Below are 17,317 nucleotides of genomic sequence, written 5' to 3'. Positions count from 1 at the left end.
CATCATTTGTGCCGTTGGGGCGTAAGCGACGCTCGTGACACGTCATGATGAGAAGCGGAGTTGTCCCAGGGGCAGCCGTCTGTGGGCGCGGACGGTGATGCAGGGCGCTGCTTGAATTAGTCGTGCTTTCGTGGCTGCCCCCGCATGCGGGCGCTGGGAGGTGTGGGAAGTGGTATGGATACCCCCGATCGAACTGGTCGGCGACGCCTCAGACCTGCGTGTCTCCGCCACGATCTTGTCGGGTGGCAGTGCGTGCGGCCGCTATCTGGCCATCAAGGCGCGGCCCAGAGTCAACGCGGTGGGCTGGAAGCCGTTGTACGGCAAATCCAGCCTTTTCCTGCCGGGGGACCTCGTCCGCCTGGTCGAGGCTGCGCATGATGCACCCCCAGAGGCTCTGGCCCCTTCTGCTATAGCAGGATGGCTGCAGCAGCAATTCGATGCCCTGGGCATTCACCGGTTGACCCGCCCCTTCCTGACGCAGGCGGTGGAGAACATCCTGGAGGCCCACGAGGCCATCGAAAGTGAGCTGGGCCCGCTGCGGCTGGTAGCGCAGGGCCACACGGTGGGACAACGTGGTCAGCATCTGACGGTGTGGGGGCCAGTGTATTCGGGCGAACAGGGAATTCGAGAGGTTCGTCGCTATCGGCTGGGGCGTGCCCACTCAGCCCCCACAAAAGGCGACCGGCGGTGGGGGCTGACCGCCGCGCGCGTGATCGCCCATATGGGCAGCCCAGCCGCCCGGGTACGGGCGGTGGAGATCGGCGCCGTGGACGGCAGCATCAGCGTGCTGTTCGACGACACCCCCGAAGCGGCTCAGGATGCCTTCCAGTCCCTCGGCATGCCTCACCTGCTGCAGGTGATCGAGCAGACCCAGGCCAGCCCGGGCTGGGACTGCGCTAGCTGCAAGATCGCCGGAGCATGCGACAGTCTGCTGCCGCTGACCGGCATGCTCGGCCAGCGCGGCCCTGGCATCGCCTTCCGATCCGTCGCACCCTATGAGTTGCAGGAGTACCGCGAGTGCCCAGCGCGCTGGCTGCTGAGCCGCGACCTGAAGCTGCCCAAGGAGCAGGACGTCATTGAGCCGCAGATACGTGGCCGGGCCGTGCACCAATGGCTGCGGGCAGCCCACGGACGAGGCGTTGCCTGTCGGCGCGAGGACCTACCGGAGCCTGGGGGCGATCTGGGCCTGGAGGATGCGGGCCTGTTTCCGGAGGAGTACGCGGCTGCTTATCCCTACCTGCTCCAGCATCTGGACAATTGCCCGCTGGGCATCTCGGACACCGTGGTGGTCGGCGTGAAGCAGGCCGTCCATGGCATGGATCACGACGCTCAGGTGGTGGTCGCGGTGACACCGGACCTCACGCTTCTGCGGGACGGGAGGCTGATCCTGCGCGAAGTCAGGACCGCGGCAGCCCTGCCTGCGAACGGCGGCGAAGAAGCCTACAGCCGCTATTTGCAGATCCCCTTTTTGCTGAGGATGCTGGCGAGCGGGCTGGCCGCCCGACACGGGGTCGCCGCAGGCCGCGTTGAGCTGGAGATGCTCACACCTGACGGCTCCGAAGTCTGGGCCTGGAACAGCGACCACCAGATGACAGCCGACGTCGCCGCCGGCGACGTCCGCCGGGCGGTCGAGCCGTGGCACACCGACGCCGCCTGGGCGCCGCGCCCCGGCCCGCATTGCGCTTGGTGTCCTGTGCGCCAATGGTGTCCCGACTCCGACGACGAGCATGCCCCGGGCACGTCCCCGAGCCCAGGAATGGACTTGGAAAGTCTCGCCGGCAAGGCGATCTACGAGTTGCCCCCGTTCTGAGCACGCACCCCTGCGGCCCTGACAAGCTAGAGCACGTGACTACGCCCCCCAGTCCGACGCCAGCGTCGATGCCGCAGCGTCGACGGCCCGTCATCCCGCCGCGGCCCTCTCCGCCGAGCAGAAGCACGTTCAGGGCCGCCGACGGCTATCCCCGGCGGGGCTGGACCGACGCGGCGGTGTGGCCCGACACCGGCATTTGGCTGACCTTGGGCATCGTCCAGCATTTGGCGGGCCGCTTCGTGCGCCAGTACGGGGGTCGTGTGCGGGTGTCCCGTAGCATCGAGCGCGAGGTCCGGAATCATGCCAGACCGGGCGGTGCGACCGAGCATGAACAGCGCAAAACGGCGGCGGCCACCGCCATTGTGGCCGCGTTCTTCCTGGGCAAAAGCCGCTTCCCGCAGCCGGAGTTGAGTATCGAGGATCTCCCCACCGTGCAAACGATCATGGAGGCGCTCAAGAACCTGCCCGGTGGCATGAACAAGACCCACGGCGGCGAAGCCGAGCTCATCGCCTTGGCCGCACGGGAGCAGAAGGCGACCGGGACGCGTCAGGTCCTGCTGTCGAACGACGGGGGCGCGAGCGTCGTTGCGGCGCGTTACCAGATTCCCACCCGTCACGCGGCCGACGTTCTAGCCGAGTTCGCTTGCGCCGACCCCGAGCTTGCTCCCACCGAGTGTCTGGCACTGTTCAAGTCCGCCTGCGAGATCTCCGCCCCGCCTGTGGTATCGCGGCCCACGGACGACTCCGCTTTCACGTGCAGCCACGCGAACGACCTGTGCGGCCCGTGCGACAACGCGGTGTCGTGAGCGCGGAACAAACACCTACCAGCCGGCGTCCGCCAGCATCCGGCGCACCTCCGGCTCGTCTTCGCCCATGAGCTCGGCCACCACGGCGATGTCGACCAGGCCCTCCCCGTAGGCATGAAGTGCCCGTTCGACCAGCCACGGTGAGCCTGACGGCTCGTTCTGCCCCTCGCACAGTTCTTGCCAGCTCTGTGCGTGGCCGGCGCTGCCCATCAAGTTGCGCACCGGCTCCGCCTTCAGCATCGCCAGGCGGCCGTCGTCCGGAGGGACGAACCCGTCGTCGACCAGGGCCTTGAGAACAACTGACCGGCTGACGCCATAGGTGAGCATTAGCCGGACGAGCAACGTGTGTGCAGGTTCTCCCGCGGCCTGGGTCGCCTCCCTTTCGGCCCGCAGCGCACCCATGGGTAGCAGCAGGTGCCGGGCGAACGCTTCGGCGCGTAGTTCGGGCAGTGTCTGGGGGAGCTCGACCTCGTCCACGATGACCTGGCCCTCGTCGTCATACAGGCCGTGGCACAACTCGTGCGCCAGGGTGAATCGCTGGCGGCTCCAGTAGTCGGCGCTACTCACCACAATGGCTCGTCGTACACGGCCGTTGCTGTCATCCCGGACGTTGATGCCGTGCAGGTTGTGGGGAAGGGGCTGAAAGGCGACAGGAATACCACAACGCTCGACCAGGCTGACCAGGTCGGGGATCGGCTCGTCGCCCAAGCCGAGGGCGTCACGTACCTTACCTGCGGTCTGCCGGCCGGCTTCCACATACAGTGAGCTGTAGTCGACTCCCAACTCGTCCAGCGCACCCTGTCTCGTATCCTGCCAGGAATCCAGCAGCGTCAGCCGGCGGATCAGCATGTGGGCGTACTGCAGCGCCCGCTCGGGCACCCCGGATTCTTGCGCTTGGCCCAGGCGCAATGACACTGCCAGGCTGTGTGAGCCATCGGTTTGCCCGGCTAGATAGGTGACGGGGACATCGAGCACGTCGGCCGCCGTCACTAGATCGCTCAGTGATAGTCCCGCCGGCTGACGCAGCAGTTCGGCAAGCGATTCCAGGTCGAGGGACAATGCCTCGGCAAGCGGATTGGCAACTTGCGGCGTACGCTCCAGCAATTGCGTGATTCGGCCTCCAGGAGTACTGGGGACTTCCTGCCTCGTCACACGTTCCTCCTCGCCTTGCCCGACCGTAGAAGGCTCTGACGTTACCCGCCGCCACAGCCCTCGACCCGAGTATCGGCTACCAAGTACGACACTAGACGTCGCCACCGACAAACAACCAGGCGCATCCGCGTGAAGCGGACGCTCGCCCTATAACCGGTAGATATCGTTTGCCTTGCGGACACTGGCCACACATCACGCCCAGCGGCGCCTTCCGCTGCTCCCCGAGGTCGGAGGATAGCTTCCGTGCGATACCCTCAATGTTCCCGCACGGGTGTTCGCTTAATCGTTCGTTGCAGTCCCGCAGCCGATTCGCCACTGCAGCCGAGGGCGGATGATGTCGGTACCCGCGCTCCGAGCGTGCCAGATGTCCATCGTCAAGGCTTGAGCCGCTCCGACCTCGGTGGAGTCTGAGGCCGGGGCGATCACTGGGACACGCCGCCCAGCTCGAACAAGTCCCTGACTGGGACCCGCAAGGCGTCAGCGATCTGGAAGACCTTGTCGAGATGTGGGCTGTACATGCCGTTCTCGATCCGGTTGATGGTCTTGCGGTCCACCTCGGCCAGCTCGCCCAACTGCTCCTGTGTCAGACCATGAGCCTCGCGCAGATCACGCAGCCTGAGCCCGAACTGTCTGCGCAGTTCAGAGAGGCGAGGCGTGATCGGGCTGGGCACTCACCCACGGTGGCGTCCATGATCCCCAAAGATCTGTACCAGCGTTGGTACAAATGGCGGAAGGTGGCCGGGAGCAAACGCGCCGTCATTGCAGCATGGGGCTTGTTTCACGCCCGCCATGTCCCGCGCCGGACAAGCATCCGCGGATGGATCTTGCCGTCGGGCATCTCGTCACCAAGGAGTCACTGCGTGAGCATGAAGACCTACACACCAGAGTTCAAGGCGAACGGCGTCGCCACGTACATGGCCGACACGTCACGAACGTTCACCGACGTCGCCAGGGACCTGGGAGTGAATCGCGAAACGCTGCGGCTGTGGGTACGGGCCGCGCAGGCCGAACAAGGCGGCAACCCCGGCAAGAACCGCCGCAAGATCAGCGCGCCCGAGGCAGGCGACCGGGATGCGCAGGAAGAGAACAAGCAGTTGCGCAACCGGGTCCGGCAGCTTGAGCATGAACGTGACATGTTGCGGCGCACGGTCAGGTATTTTGCCGCTGAATCCACTTGGTGAGGCTTGCCCCGAGCGAGGCCTTCATTATGAACGGCGCTTGCGAGGGTGTGAGCCGGGACCGGCTCATCACACGCCGGTCGGGGACTCGCGCCGGATCGCCGGGATCGCTTTAGAGTCGCTCAGGGATCGGAGCCGGGTTTCGGCCTCCCACTGCCTCCGGAGCAGAATGGCCAGCACCTCGTCGAGCGTGCGCGTCTCGGCGCGCAAGCCCACAGCGACGCCGGAGGGAGCAGACTGCTTCGCCCAGGCCACCACCACGGCGAGCGCGACCGAGGCCGCGTCGGCCAGGCTGATCTCGGTGCCGGGCTAAACCACGCGCCACCATGGCGGCAAGAGCGAGGCCGGCCAGCGTAGCGGCCATGATCCGCCACGGCTTCAGACCTCGCCTCACCCGTCACTATCGCCGAGCAAAAAACCGGCGATGACCCCCACACGAAATCGCGACCGATCAGTCAGCTCGTCATTGGCCCGGCGAGCCGAGCTTCGAGCTCGGCTGGCCTTAGACCAGAAGTCCCAGGGTCTCGGGCGCTTCCCAGGCCGTCAGATGCCGCTCAAGGTCAGTCTCCTGGTGCGCGAACTGGTTGATCAGGTCGGCGAGGGCTTGCCGGTCCTGCTCCGGCAGGCCCTGCAGAAGGGTGACACCGGCTCCAGCATCTTGATCGTGGCCTCGGGCGCGATGCCGATTCCGTCGCTGTGATCCAACCTGATGACGACCTCGGTGAGGGCTTTGGCGAGGGTGTGTTCGAGCGGGGTCATGATGCAACTCCTGATCGGGTCGTCGGGGTATGCGGTGGGGTCCAGTTAGCCTGCCGCCGGTTCGGTGAGCCGGGCTTCCATCTCGGCGATCATCTGGGCGAGCAGACCCGTGTTCTCCTGCTTGACCACCTGGGGGCCGACCGTGTCGAGGCCAGAGACCTTGGTGATGCACTCGTCGACGGCCATGGCCATCGTGCCGAACTCCGTGCGGGCGATCGACTTGTCGTTGCCGGCCTCGAAGGTGGTGGCGCGGTGCATGTCCTTCATCGCGGTCATCGCGGTGCGAGCGGCGGACATGGCGTCGCGGGCGCCGAACTCATCGCCCAGGCCCTGGCGCATGTAGCGGGTGACGAAGACCCGGCGCCGGGTGGGGATTTGCGATGGCAGGAATTTTTCCAGGCGATCGCCCCGGTTGGCCGCGACCACGCGGGCGATCTTGACGGCCCGCCGCAGGCGGGGGCCGTCCTTGATGCCGACGCCGGCAGCGATGTCGGCGTAGCTGACCTCGCGGCCGTGGTTGCTGCGCAGCCAGATCATCACTTCGGCGACGTCGGTCTCGGCGCGGGTCCAGCCCCTCTCATCGCGGCGGCGGCTCACAGGAATTTCCCGTTCTCGTCCATGAAAGCCGCGAGCGCGGCGTCGTCCAAAGCAGCGCCGGTGGCCATGTCACGAACGGCGGCGATCGCGGCCTCGGCGCCGTCACACAACTCCGCGATGGCCTCGGCGCGGTCCGTTGTGAAGTTGATCTGTCGCTTGCTCAGCAACGCCAGCGCCCGCGAGGCGGCCATGCGGATCTCGGCCATGGCGTTGAAGACGTCCATGGACGCCTCGGCCTGCGATCCCTCTCCGGCTACGCGGGCTTGCGCGGCATAGACGTCCCGCTCGGCGCGGATGACCCCGTCATGTTCGCTGTCGTATTCGCGCTGCCGCTCGCCGGCGACCTCGGCGGCCGCGGCGCGGTCTTCAGCGTCCGCGGCGGCTTGGCGGGCTTCGAACTCCTCCAGGGCCTCCCGCGCCGTCCTCCGGGTCGCCTCATCGGCCAGCAGAGCAGTCTTCACTGCTGTCTGATGTGTCATGACATAGGTGATCGCCGACGGCCGGGTCCCGCTCTTTTCCGCTTCCTTCTCAACCGCATCACGCCGCTCGCTCGACAGACCCGTGGCCTCCCAACTGCGGTAGTAGCCGTTCTTTCCGTAAAAGGGATACTCCCCGGTATCAGGAGATTCGATGTTCGCGTCCGGGCACAGGGCATCGGCGGGCGGGACGACACCGTCGGCGGCGAGCCGATTCCACGCATCCAATAGGGCGATGACGCGCCTGGGCGCCGTTCGGGTCCGGCGGGCGAACTCTCCGGCGCTGATGCGCCGGAAGGCGTTCAGGCCGCTGCGGGGCTGGTAGTCGATTCTCACGCCGTGGCCCTCGCCGGGCGTGACGCGTCTGGCGACCAGAAGGGCGAGCTTCCACGGGCCCCTGCGATCCAGGGTGACGAACTCGTCGATGTCCGCCTGCAGGGCTTCCTCGCCGTCGTCGAGAGTCTCCTCGGGGGGGCCGGGGTTCATGCTGTCGCCTTCTCGCGCCGCGGCCGTCGCTGTGCCGGGACGCTGACCGTGCGGATCGCCGCGACCTGACGAACTCTCTTGGTGAAGACGTCCAGGTCGTCCAGGGCGACGGAGGCGTTGGCCTTCTGGGCGAGGTCCAGCTGCACTGTCTTGGGAAGGCGTTTTATGATCCGTGCGGACTGCGCGGCCAGGGCGAGCAGATCGGCGACCAGCGCAGCGTCGGGGTCGGGCTTGGCGGCGGGGGGCTGCCTCGGTGGCTGCTGGCCGTTCTGTTCTTCACGCTCGGCCCGCTGCTTGTCGAACTCGGCTTCCAGCTCGGCGCGGGTCACGGCGTCGTCGGCGAGCAGCGCCGAGATGAGCAGGTCGCGGTTGGGGCTGTGGTTCATGTCGCTGACGTAGTCGGCGACCTCCTCAGCCTCTCGTGCCTGCGGGTCCATGACGATGGCCAGCGGGGGGGCGGTGCCCAGGACCGTCTGGTAGGTGGCGTGGTTGACCCGGTCGGCGCCCGCCGTCTTCGCGTCGTCGATCAAGCGCCGGAGCTTGGCGTAGCCGGGGTCGACGGGCCGGCCGCCCACCATGCGTGTCCCTTCGCGCAAGACGCTGTAGGAGACGAAAACGCCGCAGGTCTCCAGCAGCGTGCGCAGGTCCGGGGCGACCGCTTTCGCCGTGACTCGCCACTGCTTGGCGGCGGTCACCGACAGGCCGACCTGCTCGCAGAACTGTCCGAGGGCGTCGCCGTCGGCCCACGCGGCCGTCAGCATGTCGCCGATCGCCAGCTGGCTGACGCGGCAGGTCCTCATCAGGCGGCGGCACTGGTGAACGTCGTGTTCTGTGAAGCTCATGCGGACCCCTCAGCGAACCGAGCAAGTTGATGAGCACGCAGTGTAATCAGGAAGATACACTTGTGTTTGCCGAATCCCTGTTCCGGTGGCGGGGCCGGGAACGGCGCGGGGTCAGCGATCACGGTTGACCTCCTTCATCAGGTCTTTCAGCGCCGTCCGGGCGGCGGTCAGGTTGTCTTCGGTCTCGGTCAGCAGGGGCTTCAGCCGCGCATTCTCCGCCAATGCGGCGTCGCGCTCGCCCGCCAGGCGTTCGACCTGGGCCAGCAGCTCGTCGATCCGCTCCGTCAGTTCCCGGCTGCCGGCACTCGCCAGCGCCGTCCCCAGGCCGCGCTGGACGGCGGCCTTGAGCTTGTCTCGCTCCGCACGCAGCTGCTTGATGTGCGCACGGGCCAGCTCCAGGTCGCAGGTCAGAGAGGCGGCCGAGGCGCTGGTCCCGCTCGCGGTGGCGCGCCGAGCTGCCTTGGCCTGCCCAACGATCGCGGTCTCGATGTGCTCGCGGACGCCCGGGGAGTAGACCAGCGAGACCGACACCCCAGCCGCCGCGGCGACAGCCCGGAACGTGATCGGCTCCCCGCCGGCCTTCAGCTCCTCCAGCGTGGCCAGCACCTTGCCGCGTTTGACCTGGCTGTCCTTGCGGCGAACCTCGCGCAGCACGTCGCCGGGGGTGCGCCCCGTGCCCAGCGACCTCCGGCTCACGCGCTTTCCCTCCCGCGCCGCCCGGGCATGCCGAGATCGGTGACGCGGCCGGCCTGCTGGGCCCGGACGATGCGCAACGCGTCGGCGGCCGCGAGCAGCTCGGCCTGTTCCTCCTCGGGCAGCGCCTCCAGCTTGTCCCGGGCGATGCCGACGATCCTGGCCATCGCCTCGATGTTGGCGTCGAGGTTTGCGATCACATACTCGTCGACGTCCATCGCCCGCGCCCGCTCGCGATCGGCCCGCAACTGCATGACATGCTGCTCCATCTCCGGCAGGTAGGTCGGGTCGGCGCGGAAGAACTTACAGGCGGCGCACTGGAAGCGGATCGCGCAGGCGCCTCCTCCGGCTCTGATGTTGGCGGGCTCGGTGCAGCGTCCGTAGGGCACCGCCACCGACTGCGCCTCGTAGGCGGTGCCCGATCGGACCGGCCGAGCCCGGCCGGCGCGGTCGAAACCGTGACGACCGGCGATCTCCACCGCCTCCCGCTTCCTTTTGAGGGAGACGGTGTAGTACCCGGCCGTGGTCTGCGTCGATCGATGATCCATAAGGTCTCGAAGCACGTCGATCGGCACCCCGGCGTCAGCATGCCGCTGGGCGTAGGAATGACGGAATGCGTAGGGAAAGATGAGTGAACTGTCGAACAGCAGCGGACGCCCATCGGGGCCGAACTCCTCGGCCAGCAGTTGTGGAACCGCATCGGCGAAGGCCCGGATGATCGGTGAGATCTGCTCGGAGGTCAGATGCCGAACCTCCCCGAACTCTCCGGCCGGCGGGAACAGAAACTCCTCTGAACCGGACGGCAACGCGATCGTGGCGCGGACGGCCAGCCAGGTGTGGATGGTGGTCACCGTCTCGAAGGGGATCGGCAACCGGCGACGGTTGCGCAGTCCTTTGCTGTTGTCCCAGCGCAGCTGCCAGTCGTCCCCGTCCCGCTCCAGGCAGTCGACCTCCAATTGCGCGATCTCGGCGGGGCGGCGGCCAGTGTCGCGCAGCAGCTCATAGATCGCCACCGCCATCGCGTGGACCTGCTCGGGCGAGAGCCGCCCGTGGGCGATGTCCGCGCCCAGCAGGTTGGTGTGCGCGTCCATCTGGGCGATCACCGACTCCGGGATCGCTCTGCCGATCTCGTCCTCGTTGACCTGGACCTGCTTAATGACGTGGCTGGAGTGCCGGGCGAACCCGGCGGCCATGCCGTCCAGCCGCTCGGTGAGCCGGCCCCAGTCCAGCACCTTGAACCACATCGACAGCAGGCCGGCTTTGTTCTTCTGGCTCATCTCCTGTCCATCGGCGCGCAGGAGGTTCGCAAAGCCCGCGACGACCGCAGTCATGTCGGCGAATCTCAGCGTCGCGGGGTCTAGCCCGCCGCCGGTGCGCGCGTCCAGCGCCCGGGCGGCGGTCTGCACCGCCTTGTGTGCCCGGCGGACCTCGCTGGTCGTGGGCTTGGCCTCGCTGATCCAGGCCACCAGGATGTCCCGCAGCCAGACCTGCCGGATCATCGAGATGTCCAGATCGCCGGGCCGAGCGGTGGGCCTGCCGTGCCTGCCCCGGGCCCCGAGTTCGACCAAGTCCAAACTCGGCCGCGTGGCCGGATCCACGCCGCAGAACCGGTCGAAGGCCGCGGCCACCACCCGGAACGTCTCCCGCAACAGCGCATCGACGTTCGCCGTGGCCCGCCTCGGCAGCGCGCCCAACTGGACCGCCGCGATCGCGGCGATGCGATGGCCAGCCAGCACCGCGACCGACTGGCGAACCGCGGTCGGGTCCAGCCGCTGCCTCCGCTCATCCCGGGCGGCCAGCGCGAACAGCAACTCTGCGCGCACCACCGGCTCCAGCGGCGCCAGAGAGAACTGGTTGACGATCAAGAACGGCGCCTGCCGATCCAGCCAGGCCGCGTCCGCCGCCTCCAGGCCGTCCGCCTTCAGCCGCCGGGCATGCAGGTCACAGATCCCCGAGCCCGGCCGCCAATCACGCCCACAACCGCCGACCAGACACGCCGGAAGGGGGTCGTAGGGGGCCGCGGCGGCGACCCACGCCTCCAGGTCCTCAGCGTCTGGCCGCCTGCGCATCATGTCCTTGTGCCGCAGCGACCCATGCGCGGCACACAACCCCCACACAGCCCCGGCTCGCGGGCAGCCCGCCACGATGCAGAGCTCGGTCCGGCCGTCGATCACCCGGTTGCGGTCCGGGACGAAACCGGCCCGGAACTCCTGCAGCGCCAGCTCCGACTTCCGGAACGCCTTCTCACACAGGTCACACAGGGTTTTCGTGCGTGAGATCCGGTCGCAGGCCGCCACCGTGCAGCAGTAGGCGACCGTGGAGCGGTTGTCGACATCGCCGGTGAACAGCCACGTGGCCGCATCCCACTCCCCAGCCCGCCACGGGGCGGGCGTGTTCGCCGACAACCACGCGGTCCAGCTCTCGGCCTGCGCGAGTGCCAGCGCTCCCCGGACCGGCCCGCACCCATTCGGCTCGTCATCTGGTCCGGGGAAGACGAGCACGTTGCCCGGGCCGCTCACGAACGAGCCTGCCTTCTCTTGGCCGCCACCATCTCCACGGCCTCGCGCTTGTCAGAGTCGGTGACATGGGAGTACGGATCCTGCGAGGTCACCGAGACGTGACCGGCAATCTCCTGCACGACCCGGCGATCCACCCCGGCCCTCCGGAGCCTGGTAATCGCCGAATGGCGAAGCATGTGCGGCCGGGCCCGGAATCCGGCCCGCTTGGCCAGGCGGCAGAACAACTCATAGGCCGTCCCGTACGACATGGCCTTGCCCAACGGCGCGTGGAACAGGTTCACGAACACCATGTCCCCGCCGTCCCCTATCTCCCCGCCGATCTCGGCCCGCTCGAACTGGTAGTGCGCATAAAGCTCGATCGTGACCTCGTCCACCGGGATCGCCCGCGGCTGCCGGGCCTTGGCGAACGCGCCGTTGGCGTTGACCCGCCGCCGGACATGAACATGCGGCCCTTCCTCCCGGCAGCCCAGCACCCGGGAATCCGGCAGCAGGTGCATGTCCTCCCGGCGCAGCCCGAGCCCTTCACCAATCCGCATGCCGGTCTGCGAAAGGAGTTGGACGAGGAATCTGTCGCGGTCGTGCCGAGCCAGCCCGAGCAGCACGTCGATCTCATCATCCGTCAGCCACTCATAGCCCGGAATCGCGACCCTGTACTTGATGGCGCGGGCCATGATCTTGCGGTGCTGACCGTCCTCGCCCGGGTCGAACCCTGCTGGCAGGTAACGCAGGAACTTCGGCTGAGTGAGCGTGTTGACCACCGTCGGCGGCACCCAACCCTGCAGGCTGCACCACGACAGGAACTCCCCGACAGTCCCCATGATTGCGTTCGCGGTGCCCTCGCTGCGATGCCGCACCGCGGCGCCCGGTTTGCTTGATCGCGCCGGCATCGGCTCGTCCACCAGCCAGCGCATCATCGCCATCAGCTGGGGAAGGCTCGGGCCGGCCCAGTCCAGCCCATGGCCTCGGCAGTACGACAAGTACAAGGCGATCCGGCCCGCGTACGTCTTCTCGGTGTTGAACGCCCGGCCGGCCGCACGCAGCCCCGCCAGGTACGCGCATGCCTCGACGTGCAATTCGATGTCCTCGTCCACCACCACCCACGACACCGACTCATCGGCGGCCACCGCTCGTTCAGCCTGATAGTGCCGCTCCGCCGTACCCGACCTGCCCAACATGCCGTACGGACCCCCAGATACTGTGCGTCAAGTAGCCGCTCACACTACTCGAAGTACTTGCTGCACGACGGAGAGTCACCAAAGATAACGATGGTGCCGACTGCGTATTCGGCTGTGGACATGCCGCGCTCTCTGTTCGCGACAGCGCAGGTGATCCACTTGCCCGGGTACCAGCGTGAGCTCTGCCCAGTGGGCCCACCGGGAGGACCGGAGGTGGTCGAGGAAGCGTGGGCGGCTTCCGTCTCGACGTTGGAGGAGTCGTCGGCTTCGAGGGGCGGCGCGGCGGTGGCCGGCTCGGTGCAGGCGGTGGGCCGGGGTGAAGTGGCGTACGCGTGAGCTGGAGTGGGGCTGAGGGTGCCTGGCATGGTGGCGGGACCTTGCATCGTGCCTCCAGGTGGTCGGAGCCGGGTCTTGTCCGGCGGGAGTCCAAGATTCGCCGAGAAGGCGCAGCCGCCGTCAGGCCGAATGGCGTTCTGGGGATTGTCCAGCGGGGTCGGCCCTCAGGCTGTGGACAACGCCGCCGTCGGGACGTCACGGCAGGACGATCGTGGAGGCGAGGCCAGCGATCACCGGGATGATGCCCAGCAGGACGAAGGCCGGCAGGAAGCACAGGCCCAGCGGGGCGACCGCCTTCACGCCCACGGTCCGGGCGGCGGCGAGTGAGGCGGCTCTGGCTGTGTCCCTCGCGTCGTCGGCCAGGCGGGTCAGGACGTCCGCCAGCGGGGCGCCGGTCTGCGCGGCCCGGCTCATCGCTCTCGACAGCTGGCTCAGGGCCGGGTCCTTCGCCAGGGTTGCCCAGGTCGGCTCGGGGTCGGCGCCCAGGCGGAGTTGGCTGCCCACCCATGCCAGACGCTGACCGAGAGGGCCGCCGATCGTGGTCGCTGCCAGGTCGGTGGCGGCGGTCACCGGCTGTCCGGCGAGAAGGCAGGCGGTCATCAGGTCGGCGGCGAAGGGGAGATCGGCGGTGATCTGCTCGCGTTCCTGGCGGGACGGCGGGGGTTCCTTCCTGTGCAGGATCAGGGCGGTGACCGGGGTCAGCAGCAGGGCCACCGTGATTCCTGGGAGGCCGCCGACCAGGAGGGCGGTGATCACGCCGGTGATGGCGGCGGCGGTGACGGTTCTGCGGGTCGGGCGGCGGTGGCGGGGGTCCTTCTTGTCGAGCCAGTCGGGCTGGGCGGGGGTGTCCGTCGGAGAGATGGCGGGGCTCGACGGCGGGTCGGGTGAGGGCAGGAGGCGGGTGAGGCGGTCTACGGGGGTGCGTGGGGCCGACCACAAGAAGGCGGCGAGGGCTGCGCAGAAGGCGGACAGCAAAGGGAGCATCGGGCGGATCCAGTGGTTCGGGCGGACGTGGATGAAGACGACTCGGCAACGGGGATGAGCACGACTCCGACGGGCGGGGATGAGCACGACTCGGACGGGCGAGGATGAGCACGACTCGGACGGGCGAGGATGAGCACGACTCAGGGGGACGACTCGCCGGAATAGGGGCCTACAGGCTTCTCTGGAGTGCTGGCCTACAGGACTCGCATGAGTGCAGAGTCACAGGACCCGCATGAGTGCAGAGCCACAGGACTCGCCGGAGCCCTGGTCTACAGGTGTTCGGGGACGTGGCGGGTCAAGGTTGGGCCTTGGTGGCCATGCGGTGGGTCCACCACAGGCCGCAGACGTCGAGGGCGATGCCGGACAGGAGGCAGAGCAGGCCCGGCAAGGTGCCGAACAGGAAGCTCATCGGGTGCATGTTGAGCGCTCCCGCCATGACCAGGCCGAGAACCGGCAGGGCCGCGAGCATCCGGGCTGTGGTGCGGGGGCCGGCCAGTTGGGCGGCGACGTCCTGGCGGTGGGTCTGGGCGGCGCGGAGCGTGCCGCCGACTCGTTCGACCAGCGCGGACATGCCGGCGCCCACGGTGAGGCTGACGTCCCAGCAGGCCGCGAGCCGGCGGAGGCCCTCGCCGCCCTGAGCCGGCGCCGCCGCCGTGAGGGCCGCGGAGACGTCGCCGCCGTCTCGTGCGGCGGCCAGGGCGGGGCGCAGGGCTTCCGGGTCGGGGAAGTCGACTGCCGTGATGGCTCGGGTCAGGGCTTCGCCTGGGGTGCGGCCCGCGGCGAGCTCGGCCGAGAGCGACTGGCACAGCTCTATGGAGGCCCGGCGCCAGGAGTCGGCGCGGCGGGCGGGGCCGGGGCGAGTGAGGGTGGCCCGCAGCAGGTGCTGCCATGGGAGACGGCGATGGCGAGCGGTCAGGAGCGCGTGCAGGCGGAGGGCGGGCGTGGCGGGGCCGGTCCACAGCCAGATGGCACAGGCTGTGGACAGGGCCGAGACGATCGCGGCGGTCATCGTCCGGGGGCCTTCATGATGTCCTGCGCAACAGGGATTCGTAGCCGGGGCCGGTGTGGGTGGAGCCGTTCGGGGCGAAGGTGAGGGCGGGGAGCGACTCGACGAGGCCGGCCGGGGCTCTGGAGAGCAGGCAGATCTCGGCGACGCGCCTTCGGCCGTCGCTGCGGGTGCGGGTCAGGTGGACGACCACGTCGAGGGCCGCGGCCAGCTGGCTGTGCACGGCCTCCCTGGTCAGGCCCGCCGCGCAGCCGAGGGCTTCCAGGCGGGGTGGCACGTCGGCGGCGGCGTTGGCGTGCAGCGTGCCGCAGCCGCCCTCGTGGCCGGTGTTCAGGGCGGCGAGCAGGTCGACGACCTCCGCTCCCCTGACCTCGCCCACCACGAGCCGGTCGGGACGCATGCGCAGCGCCTGGCGCACCAGATCGCGCAGGCCCACTCCGCCCGCTCCTTCGAGGTTGGCCGGGCGGGTCTCCAGGCGGACCACGTGGGGGTGCAGAGGGCGTAGCTCGGCGGAGTCCTCCACCAGCAGAAGGCGTTCGGCCGGGTCGGCCTGGGACAGGAGGGCCGACAGGAGCGTGGTCTTGCCCGTGCCGGTGCCGCCCGTGACGAGGAAGGCCAGGCGGGCGTCGACCATCGCCGTCAGCACCGTGACGGCCGCCGGGGCGATCGTGCCGGCCGACACCAGGTCGGACAGGGTGAAGGTGCGGCGCGGCGGCAGGCGCAGCGACACGCAGGTGCCGCCGGACGCGATCGGCGGCAGGACGGCGTGCAACCGGACGCCGCCCGCCAGCCGCGCGTCCACATAAGGCGATGCGTCGTCGAGCCGGCGGCCGGCGGCGGCCGCGAGGCGCTGGGCCAGCCTGCGGACCGCTCCGTCGTCGGTGAAGGTGACGGCGGTGCGGCGCAGGCCGCCGCCGTCGTCGATCCAGACCTCGCGTGGGCCGTTGACCAGGACGTCGGTGACGTCGGGACGGGCCAGCAGCGGCTCCAGCGGACCGGCGCCGATCAGGTCGGCGCACAGGGCGCGGGCCACCGCCAGGATCTCGGCGTCTCCGTAGACCGAGCGTTCGGCCCGGAGCGCCACGGCCACCTGGGCCGCCGTCGGCTCCACACCGGCGCGCGCCAGCCGGACGCGGACGGCCTCCACGAGCTCCGGAGAGACCTCCTCGGCGGCGCTCATGCCGGAAGCAGGTCGCGGAGGAGGGCGGCGCAGAGGGTGCCGAGAACCGTGCGCGGGCCGAGCCTGGGCAGCTCGCCGCGGTTGAGGGTGGCGGTGAGCCTCGGATGGTCGGGCAGGTGGGCGGCGACGGGGATGCCGAGGGACGCCGCGGCCGTCTCCTCGTCGAGGACGCCGGGACGGAGCACGGCCCGCACGTCGGAGGTGTGTTTGCGCAGCTCGCCCAGGACCTGGACGGTGGACAGGATGCCGCGCAGGTCTGCCGTGGTGACCGTCAGGGTCGTGGTCGCCCTGGTGAGTGCTTCCACGGCGGCCGGGTCGAGATGGCGCGGCAGGTCGACGACGATCAGGTCGAAGCCGCGCCGGCCCGCTTCCAGGACCGAGCGCATGGCCTGCGGCGGGATGGCGGCCACCTCGCCGCGGTGGAAGGACAGGACGGCGAGGTCGCCGAACGACGGGAGCGCCGCCTGCAGGGCGCTGGAGCTGATCCTTCCCTCCCTCGCCACGAGGTCGCCCCAGCGGGCGCCCGCCGACTCCTCGTGGCCGAGCAACGCGTCGATGCCGCCGCCCAGCGGGTCGGCGTCGATCAGCAGCGTACGGAGGCGGTCGCCCGAGGCACGCAGGGCCAGGCAGGCGGCGACCACGCTCGCGCCCGCCCCGCCGTGGCCGCCGATCACGCAGGTCACCGCGCCGGACCGGGGCTCGGGCTCCATGGCGTCGGCGAAGCGTTCCACGAGGTGGCGTTCGTCGCCCGGGAGGCGTACGACGGCCTGGGCGCCCACCGCCACGCACTTTCGCCACGTGTCGGGGTCGTCGGGGGCGCGGGTCACCAGGAGCACCTGGTCGCGGGCGGGCGGCGAGGTGGCTGAGAGGGCGTCGGCCTGGTCGGGGCCGACGGCGACCATGGGGGCGAGGTTCCAGTAAGGGCGCGCGCCGGCGGGGGTGTGGGCCACGTCGAGCTGGGCGCCGGCGGCGGCCGCGATGCGGACCAGGTCGTCGAGGAGGTCGTGGTCCTCGGTGATGACCAGGGGGCGGTGCACGGGGTCCTCCTCTTGCGGGGGCGGGGGAGGCCAACCCTGCCGAGGAGGACGGACGTCGCGAGAGGGCGAACGGGATTCTGGGGACGGCGGCGCGGAGGCGCGGGCCGCCTGTGGACAACCGGTGAGCCCAGCACGACCTGGGGCGGAAAAAGGGCGACCCCCGCCGGGGGGGAGAGCGGGGGTCGCCTGATCGGTCCGGTCGCCGTGCACCGGTACACCCCCGGCGGGCGGCTCGACGCCGTGGTGGAGCTGCCGGTCGGCAAGGTCACCGCGGTCACGTT

The 17,317-nt window shown here is 69.4% G+C and carries 18 protein-coding genes; 5 read left to right on the top strand and 13 right to left on the bottom strand.

The window, feature by feature from the left end; translation table 11 throughout:
- Window positions 1-169: 169 nt before the first annotated feature.
- Window positions 170-1,810: a PD-(D/E)XK nuclease family protein gene (locus tag ACWCSD_RS03560; RefSeq protein WP_449912811.1), complete on the top strand. Its 1,641-nt coding sequence runs from the start codon at window positions 170-172 to the stop codon at window positions 1,808-1,810.
- A gap of 176 nt (window positions 1,811-1,986) precedes the next feature.
- Window positions 1,987-2,616: a hypothetical protein gene (locus ACWCSD_RS03555; protein ID WP_449912809.1), complete on the top strand. Its 630-nt coding sequence runs from the start codon at window positions 1,987-1,989 to the stop codon at window positions 2,614-2,616.
- 15 nt (window positions 2,617-2,631) lie between these two features.
- Here ACWCSD_RS03555 and ACWCSD_RS03550 read toward each other — a convergent pair whose 3' ends face one another.
- Both ACWCSD_RS03550 and ACWCSD_RS03545 read right to left on the bottom strand, forming a co-directional pair.
- Entirely contained in the window at window positions 2,632-3,768 is a 1,137-nt protein-coding gene (locus ACWCSD_RS03550) for an ImmA/IrrE family metallo-endopeptidase (RefSeq protein ID WP_449912807.1), read from the bottom strand.
- A 422-nt stretch (window positions 3,769-4,190) separates the two neighbouring features.
- The gene (locus ACWCSD_RS03545) at window positions 4,191-4,439 is read right to left on the bottom strand and encodes a helix-turn-helix transcriptional regulator (protein WP_449912805.1); all 249 of its coding nucleotides are present in this window, start codon (window positions 4,437-4,439) and stop codon (window positions 4,191-4,193) included.
- Between the two features lie 195 nt (window positions 4,440-4,634).
- Here ACWCSD_RS03545 and ACWCSD_RS03540 point away from each other — a divergent pair, with 195 nt between their 5' ends.
- Entirely contained in the window at window positions 4,635-4,949 is a 315-nt protein-coding gene (locus ACWCSD_RS03540; protein WP_449912898.1) for a transposase, read from the top strand.
- 166 nt (window positions 4,950-5,115) lie between these two features.
- Complete coding sequence (locus ACWCSD_RS03535) at window positions 5,116-5,259, top strand: hypothetical protein (protein WP_449912803.1); 144 nt, start codon at window positions 5,116-5,118, stop codon at window positions 5,257-5,259.
- A 275-nt stretch (window positions 5,260-5,534) separates the two neighbouring features.
- Here ACWCSD_RS03535 and ACWCSD_RS03530 read toward each other — a convergent pair whose 3' ends face one another.
- The 7 genes from ACWCSD_RS03530 to ACWCSD_RS03500 all read right to left on the bottom strand — a co-directional run bounded on the left by ACWCSD_RS03530 (window position 5,535) and on the right by ACWCSD_RS03500 (window position 12,442).
- A complete protein-coding gene (locus ACWCSD_RS03530) occupies window positions 5,535-5,705 on the bottom strand; it encodes a hypothetical protein (RefSeq protein ID WP_449912801.1) in 171 nt (56 codons plus the stop codon).
- Between the two features lie 45 nt (window positions 5,706-5,750).
- Complete coding sequence (locus ACWCSD_RS03525; RefSeq protein WP_449912799.1) at window positions 5,751-6,302, bottom strand: hypothetical protein; 552 nt, start codon at window positions 6,300-6,302, stop codon at window positions 5,751-5,753.
- Window positions 6,299-7,264: a hypothetical protein gene (locus ACWCSD_RS03520; protein ID WP_449912797.1), complete on the bottom strand. Its 966-nt coding sequence runs from the start codon at window positions 7,262-7,264 to the stop codon at window positions 6,299-6,301. The genes ACWCSD_RS03525 and ACWCSD_RS03520 overlap by 4 nt, the downstream gene beginning before the upstream one ends.
- Window positions 7,261-8,106: a hypothetical protein gene (locus ACWCSD_RS03515; RefSeq protein WP_449912795.1), complete on the bottom strand. Its 846-nt coding sequence runs from the start codon at window positions 8,104-8,106 to the stop codon at window positions 7,261-7,263. Before ACWCSD_RS03515 ends, ACWCSD_RS03520 begins: the two co-directional genes overlap by 4 nt.
- A gap of 111 nt (window positions 8,107-8,217) precedes the next feature.
- Window positions 8,218-8,802, bottom strand: a complete 585-nt coding sequence (locus ACWCSD_RS03510) for a DUF6262 family protein (protein WP_449912793.1) — start codon at window positions 8,800-8,802, stop codon at window positions 8,218-8,220.
- Complete coding sequence (locus ACWCSD_RS03505) at window positions 8,799-11,318, bottom strand: tyrosine-type recombinase/integrase (protein ID WP_449912791.1); 2,520 nt, start codon at window positions 11,316-11,318, stop codon at window positions 8,799-8,801. Before ACWCSD_RS03505 ends, ACWCSD_RS03510 begins: the two co-directional genes overlap by 4 nt.
- The gene (locus tag ACWCSD_RS03500; protein WP_449912789.1) at window positions 11,315-12,442 is read right to left on the bottom strand and encodes a tyrosine-type recombinase/integrase; all 1,128 of its coding nucleotides are present in this window, start codon (window positions 12,440-12,442) and stop codon (window positions 11,315-11,317) included. The genes ACWCSD_RS03505 and ACWCSD_RS03500 overlap by 4 nt, the downstream gene beginning before the upstream one ends.
- A gap of 264 nt (window positions 12,443-12,706) precedes the next feature.
- Between ACWCSD_RS03500 and ACWCSD_RS03495 the strand changes: the two genes are divergently transcribed.
- A complete protein-coding gene (locus ACWCSD_RS03495) occupies window positions 12,707-12,829 on the top strand; it encodes a hypothetical protein (RefSeq protein ID WP_397154702.1) in 123 nt (40 codons plus the stop codon).
- A gap of 195 nt (window positions 12,830-13,024) precedes the next feature.
- Here ACWCSD_RS03495 and ACWCSD_RS03490 read toward each other — a convergent pair whose 3' ends face one another.
- The 4 genes from ACWCSD_RS03490 to ssd all read right to left on the bottom strand — a co-directional run bounded on the left by ACWCSD_RS03490 (window position 13,025) and on the right by ssd (window position 17,036).
- Window positions 13,025-13,813, bottom strand: a complete 789-nt coding sequence (locus ACWCSD_RS03490) for a type II secretion system F family protein (protein ID WP_397154704.1) — start codon at window positions 13,811-13,813, stop codon at window positions 13,025-13,027.
- A 295-nt stretch (window positions 13,814-14,108) separates the two neighbouring features.
- Window positions 14,109-14,822 (bottom strand): type II secretion system F family protein, encoded by a 714-nt coding sequence (locus ACWCSD_RS03485; protein ID WP_397154706.1) that lies wholly within the window; start codon window positions 14,820-14,822, stop codon window positions 14,109-14,111.
- Window positions 14,823-14,835: 13 nt separating this feature from the next.
- Complete coding sequence (locus ACWCSD_RS03480) at window positions 14,836-15,999, bottom strand: TadA family conjugal transfer-associated ATPase (protein WP_449912786.1); 1,164 nt, start codon at window positions 15,997-15,999, stop codon at window positions 14,836-14,838.
- The gene (gene ssd, locus ACWCSD_RS03475) at window positions 15,996-17,036 is read right to left on the bottom strand and encodes a septum site-determining protein Ssd (protein ID WP_449912784.1); all 1,041 of its coding nucleotides are present in this window, start codon (window positions 17,034-17,036) and stop codon (window positions 15,996-15,998) included. The genes ACWCSD_RS03480 and ssd overlap by 4 nt, the downstream gene beginning before the upstream one ends.
- Window positions 17,037-17,317: the final 281 nt, after the last annotated feature.

It is taken from the genome of Nonomuraea sp. NPDC001684 (assembly GCF_053596515.1).
Note: the sequence above shows the minus strand (reverse complement) of the source record. Positions and strands in the feature narration are given on the sequence as shown.

Excerpts from the sequence above, each read along its gene's own strand:
- ACWCSD_RS03540 (WP_449912898.1), top strand. The coding sequence starts at position 4,635 with ATGAAGACCTACACACCAGAGTTCAAGGCGAACGGCGTCGCCACGTAC.
- ACWCSD_RS03535 (WP_449912803.1), top strand. The coding sequence starts at position 5,116 with ATGGCCAGCACCTCGTCGAGCGTGCGCGTCTCGGCGCGCAAGCCCACA.
- ACWCSD_RS03530 (WP_449912801.1), bottom strand. The coding sequence starts at position 5,705 with ATGACCCCGCTCGAACACACCCTCGCCAAAGCCCTCACCGAGGTCGTC.
- ACWCSD_RS03520 (WP_449912797.1), bottom strand. The coding sequence starts at position 7,264 with ATGAACCCCGGCCCCCCCGAGGAGACTCTCGACGACGGCGAGGAAGCC.
- ACWCSD_RS03515 (WP_449912795.1), bottom strand. The coding sequence starts at position 8,106 with ATGAGCTTCACAGAACACGACGTTCACCAGTGCCGCCGCCTGATGAGG.
- ACWCSD_RS03490 (WP_397154704.1), bottom strand. The coding sequence starts at position 13,813 with ATGCTCCCTTTGCTGTCCGCCTTCTGCGCAGCCCTCGCCGCCTTCTTG.
- ACWCSD_RS03485 (WP_397154706.1), bottom strand. The coding sequence starts at position 14,822 with ATGACCGCCGCGATCGTCTCGGCCCTGTCCACAGCCTGTGCCATCTGG.
- ACWCSD_RS03480 (WP_449912786.1), bottom strand. The coding sequence starts at position 15,999 with ATGAGCGCCGCCGAGGAGGTCTCTCCGGAGCTCGTGGAGGCCGTCCGC.